Source organism: Methyloceanibacter stevinii, from assembly GCF_001723355.1.
GTDB classification, from domain to species: Bacteria; Pseudomonadota; Alphaproteobacteria; order Rhizobiales; family Methyloligellaceae; genus Methyloceanibacter; species Methyloceanibacter stevinii.
Genome location: NZ_LPWE01000010.1, coordinates 136,275 through 153,307 on the forward strand (window position 1 = coordinate 136,275; position 17,033 = coordinate 153,307).

At 64.4% G+C, this 17,033-nt stretch carries 12 protein-coding genes and 2 pseudogenes; 8 read left to right on the top strand and 6 right to left on the bottom strand.

The window, feature by feature from the left end; translation table 11 throughout:
- Nucleotides 1-5 precede the first annotated feature (5 nt).
- The 6 genes from AUC70_RS04535 to ubiE all read right to left on the bottom strand — a co-directional run bounded on the left by AUC70_RS04535 (nucleotide 6) and on the right by ubiE (nucleotide 6,553).
- A complete protein-coding gene (locus tag AUC70_RS04535) occupies nucleotides 6-1,256 on the bottom strand; it encodes an FAD-dependent oxidoreductase (RefSeq protein WP_069443791.1) in 1,251 nt (416 codons plus the stop codon).
- 205 nt (nucleotides 1,257-1,461) lie between these two features.
- Nucleotides 1,462-2,265 carry a HesA/MoeB/ThiF family protein gene (locus AUC70_RS04540; RefSeq protein WP_069443792.1) on the bottom strand — a complete coding sequence of 268 codons (804 nt, stop codon included), beginning with the start codon at nucleotides 2,263-2,265 and terminating at the stop codon, nucleotides 1,462-1,464.
- A gap of 72 nt (nucleotides 2,266-2,337) precedes the next feature.
- A complete protein-coding gene (dut, locus tag AUC70_RS16685; protein ID WP_069443793.1) occupies nucleotides 2,338-2,787 on the bottom strand; it encodes a dUTP diphosphatase in 450 nt (149 codons plus the stop codon).
- A gap of 9 nt (nucleotides 2,788-2,796) precedes the next feature.
- Nucleotides 2,797-4,023: a bifunctional phosphopantothenoylcysteine decarboxylase/phosphopantothenate--cysteine ligase CoaBC gene (coaBC, locus tag AUC70_RS04550; protein WP_069443794.1), complete on the bottom strand. Its 1,227-nt coding sequence runs from the start codon at nucleotides 4,021-4,023 to the stop codon at nucleotides 2,797-2,799.
- Between the two features lie 60 nt (nucleotides 4,024-4,083).
- Complete coding sequence (gene ubiB, locus AUC70_RS04555; RefSeq protein WP_342021957.1) at nucleotides 4,084-5,658, bottom strand: 2-polyprenylphenol 6-hydroxylase; 1,575 nt, start codon at nucleotides 5,656-5,658, stop codon at nucleotides 4,084-4,086.
- A gap of 121 nt (nucleotides 5,659-5,779) precedes the next feature.
- Nucleotides 5,780-6,553, bottom strand: a complete 774-nt coding sequence (gene ubiE / locus AUC70_RS04560) for a bifunctional demethylmenaquinone methyltransferase/2-methoxy-6-polyprenyl-1,4-benzoquinol methylase UbiE (protein WP_069443795.1) — start codon at nucleotides 6,551-6,553, stop codon at nucleotides 5,780-5,782.
- Between the two features lie 142 nt (nucleotides 6,554-6,695).
- On the opposite strand from ubiE, the gene mutM reads away from it, so the two are divergent.
- The 8 genes and pseudogenes from mutM to gyrB all read left to right on the top strand — a co-directional run bounded on the left by mutM (nucleotide 6,696) and on the right by gyrB (nucleotide 16,806).
- A complete protein-coding gene (gene mutM / locus AUC70_RS04565) occupies nucleotides 6,696-7,595 on the top strand; it encodes a bifunctional DNA-formamidopyrimidine glycosylase/DNA-(apurinic or apyrimidinic site) lyase (protein ID WP_069443796.1) in 900 nt (299 codons plus the stop codon).
- A gap of 14 nt (nucleotides 7,596-7,609) precedes the next feature.
- Nucleotides 7,610-8,425, top strand: coding sequence for an enoyl-CoA hydratase (locus AUC70_RS04570; protein ID WP_280138222.1), 816 nt, complete (start codon nucleotides 7,610-7,612; stop codon nucleotides 8,423-8,425).
- Nucleotides 8,426-8,541: 116 nt separating this feature from the next.
- A pseudogene (gene rpsT, locus AUC70_RS04575) lies at nucleotides 8,542-8,807 on the top strand (30S ribosomal protein S20).
- A gap of 856 nt (nucleotides 8,808-9,663) precedes the next feature.
- Nucleotides 9,664-10,097: pseudogene (locus AUC70_RS18745) on the top strand (rhodanese-like domain-containing protein).
- Nucleotides 10,098-10,212: 115 nt separating this feature from the next.
- Nucleotides 10,213-11,676 (top strand): chromosomal replication initiator protein DnaA, encoded by a 1,464-nt coding sequence (dnaA, locus tag AUC70_RS04585; protein WP_083241249.1) that lies wholly within the window; start codon nucleotides 10,213-10,215, stop codon nucleotides 11,674-11,676.
- A gap of 299 nt (nucleotides 11,677-11,975) precedes the next feature.
- On the top strand, nucleotides 11,976-13,091 hold the full coding sequence (gene dnaN / locus AUC70_RS04590) for a DNA polymerase III subunit beta (RefSeq protein WP_069443797.1): 1,116 nt from the start codon (nucleotides 11,976-11,978) through the stop codon (nucleotides 13,089-13,091).
- Entirely contained in the window at nucleotides 13,088-14,284 is a 1,197-nt protein-coding gene (gene recF, locus AUC70_RS04595; RefSeq protein ID WP_083241250.1) for a DNA replication/repair protein RecF, read from the top strand. Before dnaN ends, recF begins: the two co-directional genes overlap by 4 nt.
- An 89-nt stretch (nucleotides 14,285-14,373) precedes the next feature.
- Nucleotides 14,374-16,806, top strand: a complete 2,433-nt coding sequence (gene gyrB, locus AUC70_RS04600; RefSeq protein WP_069443798.1) for a DNA topoisomerase (ATP-hydrolyzing) subunit B — start codon at nucleotides 14,374-14,376, stop codon at nucleotides 16,804-16,806.
- The last annotated feature ends 227 nt before the right edge of the window (nucleotides 16,807-17,033 follow it).

The following is a 17,033-nucleotide window of genomic DNA, read 5'->3' on the forward strand; positions in this document are numbered from 1 at the left end:
CAGGATCAGGCGCGGGTCATCCGCGCCACTTCCGGCAGGGCGACATGCTCGGGCCGAAAGCCGAGGCCGATGATCCGGCCCGGAATGCGCCGGAGCAACGGAAAGTCATTCAAGATCCGCACCGGGAATGGGATTTCCGTAATCTCCTTCGCCGTCAGGACGCTGGTGACCACCCGGTCCTGCAGGAAGACCTGCAGCCGTTGCGTCAGCTTGACGGGTAAGGTTCGGCGCTTCTGCACCCGCGCGAGATCGGCCTCGGAGACATTCCGCTCGAGCAGGGGCAATGCCAGGATGTTGGCGGCTGCGACGGCGTCCTGGACGGCGAGATTGACGCCCACGCCTCCGATCGGGGACATGGCGTGGGCCGCATCGCCGATGCACAGAAGCCCCGGCCGGTACCATTTCTTCAGCCGATCGACGCGGACCGACAGCAGTTTCACGTCGTCCCAGGTCTCGAGCTCGCGAACGCGCGCGCCGAGGGACGGCTTCAACGCCATGATGATCTGCCGGAAGGCTTCAAGGCCATTGCGCCGCAACTGGTTGAACCCGCCTTTGGGGATGACATAGGCGCACTGCCAATAGTCGCCGCGGTTGATCATGATGAAGAACCGGCCCGGCTCGACCCGGCCGAAGGTTGCATCGCCGTCCTCCGGCTTACGCGACACACGCATCCACAGCACGTCCATGGGGGCGCCGATGTCCTCGACCTCCATGCGGGCAAGCGACCGCACCGTCGAGTGACGGCCGTCCGCGCCGACGACCAGATCGGCCTTGACCTCCAGATCGCCTTCATGGGTTGCCGATTTCAGCCCGACGACCTTGCCGTTGTCGGTCAGGAGTTCGTCAACGTCGGCGCCGAGGCGCAGATCGAAGTTCGGATACCCCTTCCCCTGCGCGGCGAGAAAATCGAGAAAGTCCCATTGCGGCATCATCGCAATGAATTTCGCCGCCGTCGGAAGGTGCGAGAAGTCGGCAACCTTCAGCGTTCGATCGCCGATCTCGACGCTGAGCTCGTCCACGTTCTGGTGCGGCAGTTCGAGAAAGGCATCGAGCAGGCCGAGCTCGTCCATCACTTCGAGTGTGGAGGGGTGGATCGTGTCGCCGCGAAAATCGCGAAAGAAATCGGCGTGCTTCTCGAGGACGACCACTTTCACGCCGGCGCGTGCAAGCAGGAACCCCATCATCACGCCCGCCGGCCCTCCGCCGGCGATGGCGCACTGGGCGGTGATCGTCTGTTGCCTTGGCTCGTCGGACATCGCACCAGCCCCATTCGCGGGGCCCCGGCACGGCCGCCAGGCGATCCCACAATTGATATTCACACGATCAATTTAGAGTTTCACGGGGAAATCGTGCCGTCAAAAGGTTGAGAAATCCTGTTCCGGAGGGCGACGCCAGGGCTCCGGCAGGCCACGCCAAGGCTCCAGCAGGCCACGCCAAGGCTCCAGCAGCCGCGCCTAGGCCTCAGCCGATATGGTGCGACAGGTCTTTGAGGCTGGGGTTTCTGCCGTTCAGGGGGTTTTCCGGATCCCAGGCATAGCCTACTTGCGAGAAACGGGCCTGGAGGGCGTCGTAGAGCATGAGCCGGCCCACGAGCCCCTCGCCGATGCCCAGAAGCTCCTTGACGACCTCCACGGCCTGAAGGCAGCCCAGCACGCCCGCCACCGCCCCCAGGATGCCGGCTTCCGAACAGGCGGGCACCGTCCCGTCCGGCGGGGGGGCCGGAAACAGGCAGCGATAGTTGGGATTGGGCTGGCCGTCCGCATCGGTCTCGAAGGCGCGGAAGGTGGTCAGTTGTCCGTCGAACGGTCCGAGCGCGGCGGCGACCAGAGGCCGCTTGGCGAGATAGCAGGCATCGTTGACGAGATAGCGCGTGGCGAAGTTGTCGGAGCCGTCGGCGACGATGTCGAAGGCGCCGACAATGCTCAGCGCGTTCTCCGCCACGAGCCGCGTCGTGAAGAGCTTCACGTCCACATGAGGGTTGAGGCTCCAGACGGTGTTCGCGGCGCTGCGCGTCTTCTGCATGCCGACGGACTCGGTGCCGTGCAGAACCTGGCGCTGGAGATTGTCCAGACTGACGCGGTCGTCGTCGATGATACCGATCTGGCCGACACCGGCCGCCGCCAGATAGAGGATCAGCGGCGATCCGAGGCCGCCCGCGCCCACCACGAGCACGCGCGCCGCCTTCAAGCGCTGCTGGCCCTCGCCGCCGATCTCCTTCAGCACGAGATGGCGGCGGTAGCGGGCGATTTCCTGGTCTGTCAGCATGGTGTTGATCGAAGCATCTCCTTGGCCGAATGGCGTCGGCGGGCGCGCAAAGGGACCGCGCGTCTGGAACGCTCAGCCGGTCGAGCCGAAGCCGCCCGCGCCGCGCGCTGTCTCACCCACATCCGAGACCTCGGCGATCTCCACGCATGTGACCGGTGCGATGACCACCTGGGCAATGCGATCGCCGCGCGCGATACGGAACGGCTCGTCGCTATGATTGATCAGCACGACCTGCACCTCGCCACGATAATCCGCATCGATCGTGCCGGGGCTGTTGAGCACCGTCACGCCGTGCTTCAAAGCAAGCCCAGAGCGCGGCCGCACCTGCGCCTCATAGCCTTCCGGCAATTCGAACACGAGCCCCGTGGGCACGGCCCCACGCGCGCCGGCACTCAAGACGACGGGCTCGTTTTCGCCGATCGCCGCTACAAGGTCGAACCCGGCCGCGTGGTCGGTCTGATAGGCCGGCAGCGGCAGACCTTCTCCATGCGGGAGCCGCAGGACGCGCAGGCGAGGCTTCATCCGGCCTCCTTATTCCGCCGCGAGCTGCATGGCATGCAGCGCTTCGGCGGCGCGGCCGAGAAGCTTCACAGCCATCTCGTCCTTGCCCATGGCCGGCCAATCCTCGACGCCCGAGGCCGAGACGAGATGGACCTCGGTACGGTCGCCGCCCATGATGCCCGTATCCGGCGACACGTCGTTGGCGACGATCCAATCCGCGCCCTTCCGGCTCAGTTTCTCCTGGGCATGGGTGATGATGGTTTCGGTCTCCGCCGCGAAGCCGATGACGAGCGTCGGCCGCCGCGCGCCAGGAGCCGCGAGGGTCGCAAGAATGTCCGGATTGCGGGCGAGCGCGAGACTGAGCGCGGTCTGGCCCTCTTCCTTCTTCAGCTTCTCCAACGCTTGGGTGGCCGCGCGCCAATCGGCGACGGCAGCGGCGCAGATCGCGACATCGGCGGGAAGCGCGCCGAGGGCAGCATCGAGCATGTCCGCGGCGGTTTCGACCTTGACTGTCGTGACGCCTGGAATGTCCGGCAGATGTGTCGGGCCCGAGATCAGCGTGCGGCGCGCGCCCATGTCCTTGGCGGCCCGCGCCAACGCATGCCCCTGTTTCCCCGACGAGCGGTTCGCGATGTAGCGCACGGGATCGATGGGCTCATAGGTCGGCCCGGACGTAATCAGAACGTGACGGCTCACAAGCGAAGCGCCGCGCGCGCCCGGAAGCACGCGCTCGATCGCATCGGCAATGTCCTCGGGCTCGGCCATGCGGCCGGGACCGAACTCGCCGCACGCCATGTCGCCTGCCTCGGGGCCGACGAAGCGCACGCCATCCGCGCGCAACGTCGCGACGTTGCGCATGGTCGCGGGATGCTCCCACATGCGAACGTTCATGGCCGGCGCCACGAGCACCGTCTTATCGGTTGCCATGAGCACGGTAGACGCCAGATCGTTCGCAAGCCCGTTCGCCATCTTGGCGAGGAGGTCCGCGGTCGCCGGCGCCACCACGACGAGATCGGCCTCGCGGCTGAGTTGGATGTGGCCGATCTCCGCCTCGTCCTTGAGGTCGAAAAGATCAGTGAAGGCCTCCTCGCCCGATAGGACCGCAAAAGAGAGCGGCGTCACGAACTGCGCCCCGCCTTCGGTCAAGACGACGCGCACGGAGGCGCCTCGCTCGCGCAGACGGCGGACGAGTTCCAGAGCCTTGTAGGCGGCGATGCCGCCGCCGACGATCAGGAGGATGCGCTTGCCGCTCAGCATCGGATCAGTCCTTGGGTTCTCAGCCGATAGTCTATCACAGCCACGGCCTCCGGATCGGCCTCAGAAGATCTGCGAGACGGCGATGGCGAGCAGTGCGAGCGCACCGACCCAGATGCCTAGCCGCGTCCAGCGGTCCTGTGATTTCTGCGCTTGGGCCAGCCGCGCCACGCTCTCATCGTCCAGACGAAGTCCGTCTTCGGCCATGGCACCGAACGAATCCGCCGTCCGTTCGGCCTGGCGCAAAAGCTTCGGCAGATCGCCGACGAAACGGCCGACGGACGCGGCGCCTTCGGCGGCCTGCTCGATCCGCGCGCCCGCGCCGAGCTGGCTCTCGAGCCACTCCTTCACGATCGGCTCCGACACGACCCACATGTTCAACTCGGGATCGAGCGTCCGGCCCACCCCTTCGACCACGACCATGGTCTTCTGCAGCATGATCAGCTCGGGCCGGGTCTGCATGTCGAACACTTCCGTGTACTGCAGCAGCTGCCCCAGAAGTTGGGCCATGGATATCTCGTTGGCGGGACGGTCCATGATGGGTTCGCCGATCGCGCGGAGGGCTTGGGCGAACTGCGCCACGGAATGTTTGCGCGGCACGTAACCCGCATCGAAATGCACCTCGGCGACGCGGCGGTAATCGCGCGTGATGAAGCCGTACAGGATCTCGGCGAGGAAGCGCCGTTCCTTCATGCCGAGGCGCCCCATGATGCCGAAATCGACTGCAACGATGCACCCTTTTGCATCGACGAAGAGATTGCCTTGATGCATATCGGCGTGGAAGAAGCCGTCGCGCAGCGCATGGCGCAGGAAGGTCTGCATCAGCGTCGCGCCCAGCGCCTTGAGGTCATGTCCCTTGGCCTTGAGCGCCTCAATATCGCCCATGGACGTGCCCTCGATCCATTCGAGCGTGAGCACGCGGCGGGCGCTACGCTTCCAATCGACGGTGGGGACGCGGAAGCCTTCGTCGCCGGCGATGTTGTCGGCCATCTCCGAGATGGCCGCCGCCTCCATGCGCAAATCCATCTCGATCGCGACCGACTTCGCCAGCGTGTCCACGACGGCGATGGGGCGGAGGCGCCGCGAGGGCGCATGGAAGCGCTCGATCATCCGCGCGGCGAAGAAGTAAGAATCAAGATCCTTTTTGAAGCGCTGCTCGATGCCGGGGCGCAGCACCTTCACCGCCATGTCCTTGAGGCTGCCGTCAGGTACCTTGACCTTGGCCTTGTGCACCTGGGCGATGGAAGCCGCGGCCACCGGCGGACCGAACTCGACGAAGAGCTCGGTGATCGGGGCATCGAGCTCGGCTTCGACCAGCTTGACCGCTTGTCCTTGCGAGAACGGCGGCAGGCGGTCCTGCAGGGTCGACAGATCCCGCGCGAGCTCCCGGCCGACAATGTCGTCCCGCGTGGCGAGGAACTGGCCGAGCTTGATGTAGGACGGCCCGAGGGACGTGAGCGCCGACGACAGCCGCGCCTCGTTCTCCGTAGCCCCCTTCTTGCGCAAGGGTGCCGTGACCCGGCCGAACACGGCCAGCGGGCCGGACACGCGCGCATCGTCCGGCAGGACCCGCGCGCCGCTCCAGGCAAGCGTCGCTCCCGCCTTGGTCAGCCGCGCCATATTCGCAATGGCGTTCACGTCTATCGCCTCACTTCAGGCTCAATAGGTTCCGATGGAACCAGAACGTTTCGAGCCCTGTCTTTTTTGGTGCCGCATCGTTTCTCGCGAAAAACCGGTATCCACTTTTTCGCACGATGCTCTAAAGCCGCCAGCCCGAGTGGATGGCGGCGATGCCGCCGGACAGGTTCCGGTAGCGCACACGCTCGAACCCGGCATCTTGTATCATCTCGGCGAAGCGTTCCTGACTGGGAAAGCGTCTTATGCTTTCCACGAGATAGCGATAGGACTCCGCATCCCCGGCGACAAGGCGGCCAAGCGCGGGAATCGCATTGAACGAATAGGCGTCGTAGACCCGGTCCAGCAGCGGCATCTCGACGCTCGAGAACTCGAGGCACAGAAACCGGCTGCCCGGCTTCAGGACGCGATAGGCTTCCGCGAGCGCCGCGTCGATATGGGTGACGTTGCGGATGCCGAAGGCGATCGTATAGGCGTCGAAACGGCGGTCCTCGAAGGGCAGGCTCTCGGCGTTGCCCTGAACGAAGGAGAGCCGCTCGCGGCCTTTCGCGCGCCGCTTGCCCTCCTCCATCATCTCCTTGGAGATGTCGCAGATGGTGGCCGAGCTGCCAGCGCCTGCCGCATCGAGAAAGCGCGACGCGACGTCGCCCGTCCCACCCGCCACGTCGATTAGGGCGAAGGGCACGTCCGACTTCGGCGGGGCGAGCGCGGTCACGAGGTCCGCCTTCCACAGGCGGTGCAGCCCGCCCGACATCAGATCGTTCATCAGGTCGTAGCGGCTGGCGACCTTGGAGAAGACCTCGTTGACGAGGCCCTGGCGGGCGGTCTCCGAAACGCGGGCGAAGCCGAAGCTCGTCTCGGTCCCGGAATCGTCTGGATTTTTCACGTCATCTGGCATGGCAGCGGACAATAGCCTAAGCCCTGAGTTCACGCTATTGTTGCGGTGCAATGATGGTGACCTTGCACTGCAGCGTACCGGCGCAGTGTTGGAAACCCTCATTTTCCGACACTCGTTCTGCCCCTGAGGACTTTCGAGGCCCATGCCAGAACTGCCTGAAGTCGAGACCGTGCGCCGGGGATTGGAGCCCGTGCTTGTGGGCAACGCGTTCGCGCGCGTGGAGCAGCGCCGCCCGGACTTGCGCTTTCCCCTGCCCCAGCGGTTCAGCGAGCGGCTGACCGGCCGCGCCATCGAGGGGCTGGACCGTCGGGCGAAATATCTCCTGGCGCGCTTGGACGACGGCCAGGTGCTGATCATGCACCTGGGCATGACGGGCCGCTTCGCCATCGAGAAGGCGGGCGCCGAAAGAGCCGCGCCGGGCGACTTCGTGCATGACCCGGCCCCATCGGCCGCGTTCGGCTTCCCCAAGCACGAGCACATCGTCTTCCACTTGGGCGACGGATCGACCGTCCGTTATTCCGACGTGCGCCGCTTCGGGATCATGGACCTCGCGAAAGCCGGCGAACTTGAGTCGCACGCGCTCTTCAAGGACCTCGGCATCGAACCGCTCGGTGACGAGCTGACGCCCGCCTGGCTCGCCGGCCGGCTGAAGGGCAAGACCACGCCGATCAAATCGGCGCTTCTGGACCAGCGGCTCATCGCAGGGCTCGGAAACATTTATGTATGCGAGGCGCTCCACCGCGCGGGGCTCTCGCCCACGCGGGCGGCCGGCACGCTCGCCACGAAGACAGGCCGCCCGACCGGCAAGACGAGCGCGCTGGTCGAAGCCATCACCTCCGTCCTGCACGACGCCATTCGTGCGGGCGGCTCCTCTTTGCGCGACTACCGCCATACGGACGGGCGGCTGGGCCGGTTCCAGCACCGCTTCCGCACCTATGGCCGGGAGGATGCGCGCTGCATGCGAGAGGCCTGCAACGGCACGATCCACCGGATCGCGCAAGCCGGGCGCTCAACCTTCTACTGTCCAATCTGCCAGAGATAAGGGAACTGACACACATGTATATGGATCAGACCACGGTCGGCGGAGAACCAGCCACCAAGGAATACGCAACGCTGATCGTGACGCGCGAGGGCAAAGTCGGGGTCATCACACTCAACCGCCCGAAGGCGCTCAACGCGCTCAACTCGCAACTCGTCGGCGAGCTGTGCGAAGTGCTCAACATCTTCGACAAGGATCCCGAGATCGGCTGCATCGTCATTACCGGTGGCGAGAAGTCCTTCGCGGCAGGCGCCGATATCAAGGAGATGCAGAGCAAGACGTCCGTTGAGGCATACAGCACCGCGTTCCTCGCGCCCTACGACACGATCGCCGCGACCCGCAAGCCGATCATCGCCGCAGTCGCCGGCTACGCGCTTGGCGGTGGCTGCGAACTGGCGATGTCCTGCGACATCATCCTGGCTGCGGAGAACGCGGTCTTCGGTCAGCCGGAGATCAATCTCGGGATCATGCCGGGCGCCGGCGGCACCCAGCGCCTGACCCGCGCCGTGGGCAAGGCCAAGGCCATGGAGCTGTGCCTGACCGGCCGGCAGATGCGCGCCGACGAGGCCGAGCGCTCAAACCTCGTGAGCCGCGTCGTCCCGGTGGAGTCGCTCCACGACGAGGCCATGAAGGCGGCCACCAAGATCGCCGACTTCCCGGTCCACGTCGTCATGATGATCAAGGAGTCGATCAATCGGGGCTTCGTCACGACCCTGTCGGAAGGCGTGCGCTTCGAGCGGAACCAGTTCTACTCGCTATTCGCCACCGAAGATCAGAAAGAGGGGATGGCCGCCTTCATCGAAAAGCGGAAACCCCAATTCAAGAACCGCTAATTCCAGCCCTGGTTGACGCCTCGGAGGGCGCTCTGTATAGAGCATGCCAAATTCGTATTTACGGCGCTTCCTGAGAGCCGCCCCGTGCGGACCGGAAGCCCTCAAGGATCCTGAACATGGCCAATACCAAGTCGGCGAAGAAAGCCGTTCGCCAGATTACCCGTCGTACCGCCGTCAATAGACCCGGCGGAGCAATATGCGCAGCTACCTGCGCAAGGTCGAGGAGGCGATCGCCTCCGGCGACAAGGATGCCGCTCAGGCTGCCCTGCGCAGCGCCGAGCCGGTTGTCGCCCGCACGGCCCAGCTTGGCATCCTCCACCGCCGCGCGGCGTCGCGGAAGGTTTCGCGCCTCGCCAAGCGCGTCGGCGCGATGGGTGCGTAGCACCTCAGGTGCCTAACAGACTGGGTGCGTACAGACGCGCCTCGTCGGCTCTTCATGAGATGACATGACGGACCGGCCCGGTTCCGCATTCACGCGGCGCCGGGCGGTCTTTGCGCGTCTTCTTGCGGCGGTCGCGCCGTCCAGGGATCGCGCCGCACGCCAGCAACGCGTGCGCGCCGTGGCCGTCGCGGCTATCCCACCGCGCCCGCGCGCGGGTCCACGTCGCTTCCGCCGGACGTTTGGAGCGGCGCTCCCTCCCGCACGTTTGTGCTTGCATTGCGCGACGCGGACCTTGCACCCGACGTGCTGCGCGTTTGTCTCAATTGCTTGACACTGAGATATCAATTGCTTGACGGCTCTGTCATGCAAACGCCGCCTGCCAGTTGTGGCCCCGGCGCCTCACTTTTCCACCGAATGTCCCTAGAAAAAAAATTTTCGGGCTCCAAAAGCGCAAAAAGGCTTTGGCGCGTAAGGCCGGTCTCGGTGACTCAGCCGATTCACGCTTTTTGCACAGAGGCTTGGGAGGCGCCGATCATCAGTGAGTCTACTGACGAATACTGATCTGAGCCAGAATCTCGTTTGCTTGATCGGTGGGAAGGGCGTGTGTATAGTCTAGTTATCCGAACGGGGAAGTCCCCTCCTTACAATCGAGTACCTTGATCTTGGCCGTTGCCGAGACAGGATTTCTTTGTCTTAAGCGTGGGGCTTCATGAACATCTTGTGGAATGCTTATGCGTAAGTTGTGAATATTACGTGCGTAAATCGCACAAGATCACCACGGATAGTGGGTGGCACGAATTCTGTACTTGTACCGTGCTCATGAATTTGGGGAGGAGGCTCGATATTGGGCGCGCGCATGGACAATTACACGGTCGATGAGGTTGATGTGGCGTCGACCTGGAGCGCTCTCCAGGGGAATCCTCGATCGCAGTTAGTCGATGTGCGTACACGCGCGGAGTGGACTTATGTGGGCATCCCGGATCTGGGGGCCCTCGGCAAACGGGCTGTCCTTGTTGAGTGGCAGACCTTTCCCGACCAGTCCGTCGACCCGCGCTTTGCCGATCGGCTTGCACACGAGTTGCAGGCTCTCGGTGTCCAAGTAGACGACGATCTTTTCTTCATTTGCCGTTCTGGTAGCCGGAGCTTGGCCGCGCCAACGCGATGGCGTCGGCGGGGTATCGCGCTTGTCACAACGTCTCGGAGGGGTTCGAAGGACCGCTCGACGACGATAGGCATCGGGGCATCCTGTCTGGTTGGAAAGCGACTGGGCTCCCCTGGCTACAGGGCTAGGAAGCCAGTCATTGGAACTGTCGGGATGGTCTGCGTCCAAGATTGTTGGCCGCTTCAGTAGCTGCGTACGGTGCGTGTTGGCGCGACAAAAAATGATTAGGGAAAGAACAATATCGTGGCAGAGGCACAAGCACGGGCTCACGACCATGGAGTCCATCAAAAGGAACAATGCGGCCCAGGCGAAGCTTGGACGCGAGTCAAATCCCGGCTGCGCGGCGAGTTGGGAGAGGACGTTTACGCAAGCTGGTTTCGGGGCGTCGAAGTCGACGACATCGCGGGCGGCGTCATCCATCTAACGGTCGCGACGCGCTTCCTGCGCAACTGGCTCAGAACCCATTATTACGACACCGTGCTGCGGCAGGTTCAGGGCGAGTGGCCCGATACGGAACGCTTGGAGTTCTCCGTACGGACACCGCATTTCACGGTCGAACCGCCGAAGGATGCGTGCATCCCGCGCCCGGTGTCGCCGCAGGTCTTGTCGGAACGCTCGGCCCTGCCGATGCCCTTGCGGACGGGCTATGACGCTTCGAGGGGGTCGCCGTTGGACCCGCGCCTGAGTTTCGGCAGCTTTGTCGTCGGCAACACCAACAAGCTCGCTCACGCGGCGGCCCATCAGGTGGCGCTGTCGTCGTCGAGCCCGCAGTCTCCGTTCAACCCGTTGTTTCTTCATGGCAACGTGGGGTTGGGCAAGACCCACCTCCTGCATGCTATCGCCTGGGAGGTGAAGCGGCAGAAGCCTGAGGCCGAGGTTCTCTATCTCACCGCCGAACGCTTCATGTCCGGCTTCGTGCAGGCCTTGCGGGCACGCGATGCCCTCGCCTTCAAGGAGAAGCTCCGCAATATCGATATTCTCCTGATCGACGACATGGAGTTCCTGCAGGGCCCGACCATCCAGCAGGAGTTCTGCCATACGCTGAATTCGCTGATCGATGGCGGACGGCAGGTGGTCGTGGCCGCGGACAGGGCGCCGACCCATCTCGACAAGCTCGATATGCGGATGCGCTCCCGTCTCGGCGGTGGTCTTGTGGCCGAAATGAAGGCCATGGACTACGACCTGCGCCACAAGATCCTCGAGAAGCGGGCGCTGGAAGCGTGCGCGGAAACGAACGGCCTGGAAGTGTCGGACACGGTCCTCGCGTTCCTGGCGGAGCGGTTGACCGAGAGCGGGCGCGAGCTTGAAGGCGCCGTCCACCGTCTGCGGGCGAGCTACCAGCTCACCGACGAGCCGGTCACCATCGCCGTGGCGGAACAGATCGTGCGCGATCTCATGCGCGGCGCCGAACCCCGCCGGGTGCGGCATCGACGACATCCTGGCCGGACGGTGTCCAAGCACTATGGCGTCAACCGCAGCGACCTTCTGTCCGGGCGCCGCAACCGTTCCATCGTGCGGCCCCGGCAAATCGGGATGTATCTGGCCAAGCTGCTAACGTCCCGGTCGCTGCCCGAGATCGGACGCCGCTTCGCAACCCGCGACCACACGACGGTGCTGCATGCGATCCGCAAGATCGAGCAGCTAATGGGTGACGACACGCAGCTCCGGGAGGAGATCGAGCTGCTGAAACGGCTCCTGCGCGACTAGGGCTTGAGGCTCGCGAGGCCCGGAGTTCGCTGCTCCGGGCCCGCCGCCTATTGTAGACGCCATCGCGCTTCGCCAACGGCCCCAATCACGGCCCCCTTGAACGCGTGGCGCACTTGCAAATTCCGCCGCATCACTGCAAGTTCACTGGGGTTTTTTGACGCGGGTTTTTCGCCCGCCTCCCCAAGGCTCCATCGGGAGCGCGGTGGCTCCAAGGGGAGCCCTGGCTCAGCCGGAATGCGGGTCTTGGACGGGGGACCGTTCAGCGGAAAAGACGCTAGATTTCGGGATACTCTCCAACCATGCGCCTAACTATCGAGAAGCCGAAACTCGCCCGAGCCCTCGCCCATATGGCGAGCGTGGTCGAGCGCCGGAACACGATACCGATCCTGTCCAACGTGCTGCTGACGGCAGGCGACAATGCCTTGAAGCTGACCGCCACCGATCTCGACATGGAAGTGGTCGAGACGGTGGACTGCACCATCGCCGCCGACGGCGCCGTCACGGTGCCCGCGCATATGTTCAACGACATCGTGCGCAAACTCCCGGACGGAGACATCGCGATCGACCGCGATGCGGAACAGGAACGCCTCACCATCACCTCCGGCCCGGCGCAGTTCTCGCTGCAGACGCTGCCGGCCGACGATTTCCCGACCCTGTCGGTCGAAGATCTCGACCATGCCTTCACGGTGCCGGCGGCGGACCTCAAGCGGCTGATCGAAAAAACCCGCTTTGCGATCTCGACCGAAGAGACCCGTTACTATCTGAACGGCATCTATCTGCATGCCGCCGAGACCGACGGCAAAGAGACGCTGCGGGCGGTCGCCACGGACGGCCACCGGCTGGCGCAGGTGGAGATCGCTCTGCCGGCCGGCGCCAAGGGCATGCCGGGCGTGATCGTGCCGCGCAAGACGGTGGCGGACCTGCTGCGTCTTACGGAAGCGGGCGACGAGGACATTCGCATCGAGCTGTCGCCCTCCAAGATCCGTGTGTCCGCCGGTCAGATCGTTCTTACCTCGAAGCTGATCGACGGCACGTTCCCGGACTATGAGCGCGTGATCCCGCAAGGCAACGATAAGCGCCTCGAACTGGACAACGTGACCTTCGAGCAGGCTGTGGACCGGGTCTCGACCCTCTCGAACGATAAGGGCCGGGCGGTGAAACTCGCCCTCTCCGGCGACACGCTGACGCTCACGGTCAACAATCCGGAGTCCGGCAGCGCCACGGAGGAGTTGCCGGTCAGCTATGACGCCGATCCGCTCGAGATCGGCTTCAACGCCCGCTACCTGCTCGACATCGCGCAGCAGCTCGAAAGCGAGACGGCGGAATTCCTGTTCGCCGATCCCGGCTCGCCGACGATGGTGCGCGACGTGAAAGATACATCGACCCTCTACGTGCTGATGCCGATGCGGGTATGACCGCGAGCCCAAACGAGCACACGATAAAGATCGACCAGACCGACCCGGCCGAGACCGGCACAACGACCCTTTCCGTCCGCACCCTGAAGCTTTCGGACTTTCGCAACTACGCGTCCGCCCGGCTGGACCTCGACGCGCGCCCGGTGGTCCTCGTCGGCGACAACGGATCGGGCAAGACAAATCTCCTCGAAGCGGTGTCTCTGCTCGGTCCCGGCCACGGCTTGCGCGGACGTCCCTATGCCGAGCTTGCGCGCAAGGACGGCCAGGGCGGCTTTGCTATCGCCGCGAACGTGCGGACGCGCCATGGCGAACTCGATATCGGCACGGGTTTCGCGCAACGAGTGGGCGAGGACGGCACGGGGCGTACCGTCCGCATCGCGGGCAAGGACTCGAGCGCCGGTGCACTCGGCGACTACGTGAAACAGGTCTTCCTCATCCCGGCCATGGATGGGCTCTTCACCGGCGGCGGGTCCGACCGGCGGCGCTTCCTCGACCGTCTCGTTGTCGCGATCGCGCCCGGTCTTAGAACATCGCTCAGCCGCTATGAGCGGGCCATGCGCCAGCGCAATCGGCTGTTCCAGATGCGCGAGTACGGGAAGAGCCTGTTCGAGGGGCTGGAAGAGCAGATGGCCGAAGCGGGCATCGCCATCGCCGCGGCGCGCTCGACGCGGTGGAGCGGCTCTCCGCGCTCATCGACGAGCGGCGCGAAGCCCAAGGCCAAACCCCTTTCCCCTACGCGGTGCTGGCGCTGCATGGGACGGTCGAGGCCGACCTTGCGGGCGGTCGCAACCGAGGCCGAAGATGCCTTTCGGATCCTGTTGGAGGAAGGCCGGGAGCGGGACCGGGCCGCGTCCCGCACGCTCGAAGGTCCGCATCGAAGCGACCTTCTGGTGGTCCACGGGCCGAAAAACGCCCCTGCCGCCATCTGCTCCTCGGGCGAGCAAAAGGCGCTGTTGCTGGGCCTCGTCCTCGCCAAGGCAGAGCTGATCAAGACCATGGAAGGAATCGCCCCGCTCGTGCTCCTGGACGAGGTTGCGGCCCACTTGGACGGCGTCCGGCGCGAGGCCCTTTTTGCCGAGATTCTAAGGCTAAAAGTCCAGGCCTGGATGACCGGAACGGACAAGGAACTTTTTTCGCCTTTGGCACAAAGTGCTCAGATTCTGGACGTGAATCGGGGTATAATATCTCCATGATTCACACGTTCGCCGGCACCCCCGCTTGGGACCCTTGCCTGGCCCTCGAACGACCCTCGAAACCGTTTCCAAAAGTACATTCGTAGACCATGACACCTGCTGCCAAACGCAAGGCTGAAGCCGCGGCCGATTACGGCGCCGAGTCCATCAAAGTTCTGAAGGGCCTCGATGCCGTGCGCAAACGTCCCGGCATGTATATCGGCGACACCGACGACGGCTCGGGCCTCCATCACATGGTCTATGAGGTGGTGGACAATGCGATCGACGAGTCGCTCGCCGGCTATTGCGACATGATCAACGTGGTGCTGAACGCGGACGGGTCCGTGACGGTCAACGACAATGGCCGTGGCATCCCGATCGAGATCCATAAGGGCGAAGGCGTCTCTGCCGCCGAGGTCATCATGACCCAGCTCCATGCGGGCGGAAAGTTCGACCAGAACTCCTACAAGGTTTCGGGTGGCCTGCATGGCGTGGGCGTCTCTGTGGTCAACGCGCTCTCCAGCCGGCTCGACCTGACCGTTTGGCGGGCCGGCAAGGAACATGCGATGCGTTTCGCCAACGGCGTGCCCGAAGGACCTCTCGAAGTGGTGGGCGACTCCGGCGGCAAGACCGGCACGCAGATTACCTTCGTGCCGTCGACCGAGACGTTCACCATGGTCGATTTCGACTATGCGACGCTCGAACACCGGCTGCGCGAACTGGCGTTCCTGAATTCAGCGGTGCGCATCAACCTCACCGACCTGCGCGGCGTCGAGCCGAAGTCGGAAGAGATGCACTACGAAGGCGGCCTGCGGGCGTTCGTGCAGTTCCTGGACCGGACGAAACACCCGCTGATCTCCGAGCCCGTCGTGGTGGAGAAAACGCAAGACGGCATCACCGTGGAAGCGGCGCTGTGGTGGAACGACAGCTACCACGAGAACGTCATGTGTTTTACGAACAACATTCCGCAGCGCGACGGCGGCACGCATTTGGCCGGTTTCCGCGCGGCGCTCACCCGCACGGTGAATACCTACGCCGCCGAATCCGGCATCGCCAAGAAAGAGCGGGTGTCGCTGACGGGTGACGATGCGCGCGAAGGTCTCACCTGCGTGCTGTCGGTGAAGGTGCCGGATCCGAAATTCTCAAGCCAGACGAAAGACAAGCTCGTCTCCTCGGAAGTGCGCCCCGTGGTGGAAAGCGTCATGTCCGAACGCATGTCGCAATGGTTCGAGGAGAACCCGAACGAAGCGCGCAATATCGTGCAGAAGATCGTGGAGGCCGCGGCGGCCCGCGAAGCGGCGCGCAAGGCGCGTGAGTTGACGCGGCGAAAGGGCGCGCTCGATGTGGCGTCCCTGCCGGGCAAGCTGGCCGACTGCCAGGAGCGCGATCCGGCGAAGTCGGAGATCTTCCTCGTCGAGGGCGACTCGGCCGGCGGCAGCGCCAAGCAGGCGCGCGAGCGGGGCTTCCAAGCAGTGCTGCCCCTGCGCGGCAAGATCCTGAACGTTGAGCGGGCACGCATCGACAAGATGCTGTCGAGCGCCGAGATCGGCACGCTGATCACCGCGCTTGGTACCAGCATTGGCGATGAGTTCGACCTGGCGAAGCTGCGCTACCACAAGATCATCATCATGACGGACGCCGATGTGGACGGCTCGCATATCCGTACGCTGCTGCTGACGTTCTTCTACCGGCAGATGCCGGAGATTATCGAGGCCGGCCACCTCTTCATCGCGCAGCCCCCGCTTTACAAGGTGAAGCGCGGCAACCAAGAGCGCTATCTCAAGGACGAGCCTAGCCTTCAGGACTATCTGATCGACGAAGGGCTGGTGGACGCCGTGCTCATGACGGGCGACGACGCGGCGCGCGGTGGCGCGGACTTGCGCGACATCGTCGAGAAGGCCCGCAAGATCACATCGATCCTGAGCGGCCTGCACAACCGCTATCCCCGCTTCATCGTCGAGCAGGCGGCGATCGCCGGCGTTCTCAATCCGAAAATGCTGAAAGAAGTCACCCAGGCTCAAGAGGCCGCCGACTACATCGCGCGCCGGCTGGATGCGCTGTCGGACGAGACCGAGCAGGGCTGGGAGGGCGAAGCACTGGCGGAAGGCGGCTTGCGCTTCTGGCGCGAGCTCCGGGGCGTGATGGAATCCCATCTGATCGACGGGCCGTTCATCGCGTCGGCAGACGCGCTCAAGCTCGACCATTATGCCGGGCACCTCCAGGAGGTCTATGCGAAACCCGCCACGCTGAAGCGCAAAGACACGAGCCTCGCCGTGCACGGGCCGTCCGATCTGCTCGGCGCCGTGATGGAGACGGGGCAGAAGGGTCTCTCGCTGCAGCGCTACAAGGGCCTCGGCGAGATGAACCCCGAGCAACTCTGGGAAACCACCCTCGACGTCGAAACGCGGACCATTCTGCAGGTGAAGATCAGGGAAGGCGAAGACGCCGACGACATCTTCTCCCGGCTGATGGGCGACGTCGTCGAGCCACGGCGCGAATTCATCCAGGAAAACGCGCTGCAAGTGGCCAATTTGGACGTCTAACCGCGCTGTCAGGCCACATTCCTTAACGGGATGGCAACATGGCTATCCTAGGTTGCTTCCAGTGGAAGACCCCAAGGTCTTGACGTGGCGAAGGTTCTGCCGCGGCGGCGGCAAGGCCCATCTCCATCGTTTGCACGGAGTGTAATTGCGTATGAGCGGCGCGAAGCGCAGGCCCAAACCTCAAGGCACAGGCCAAGGACGCGCGCGATCCCGTTCGTCCGCGCCGA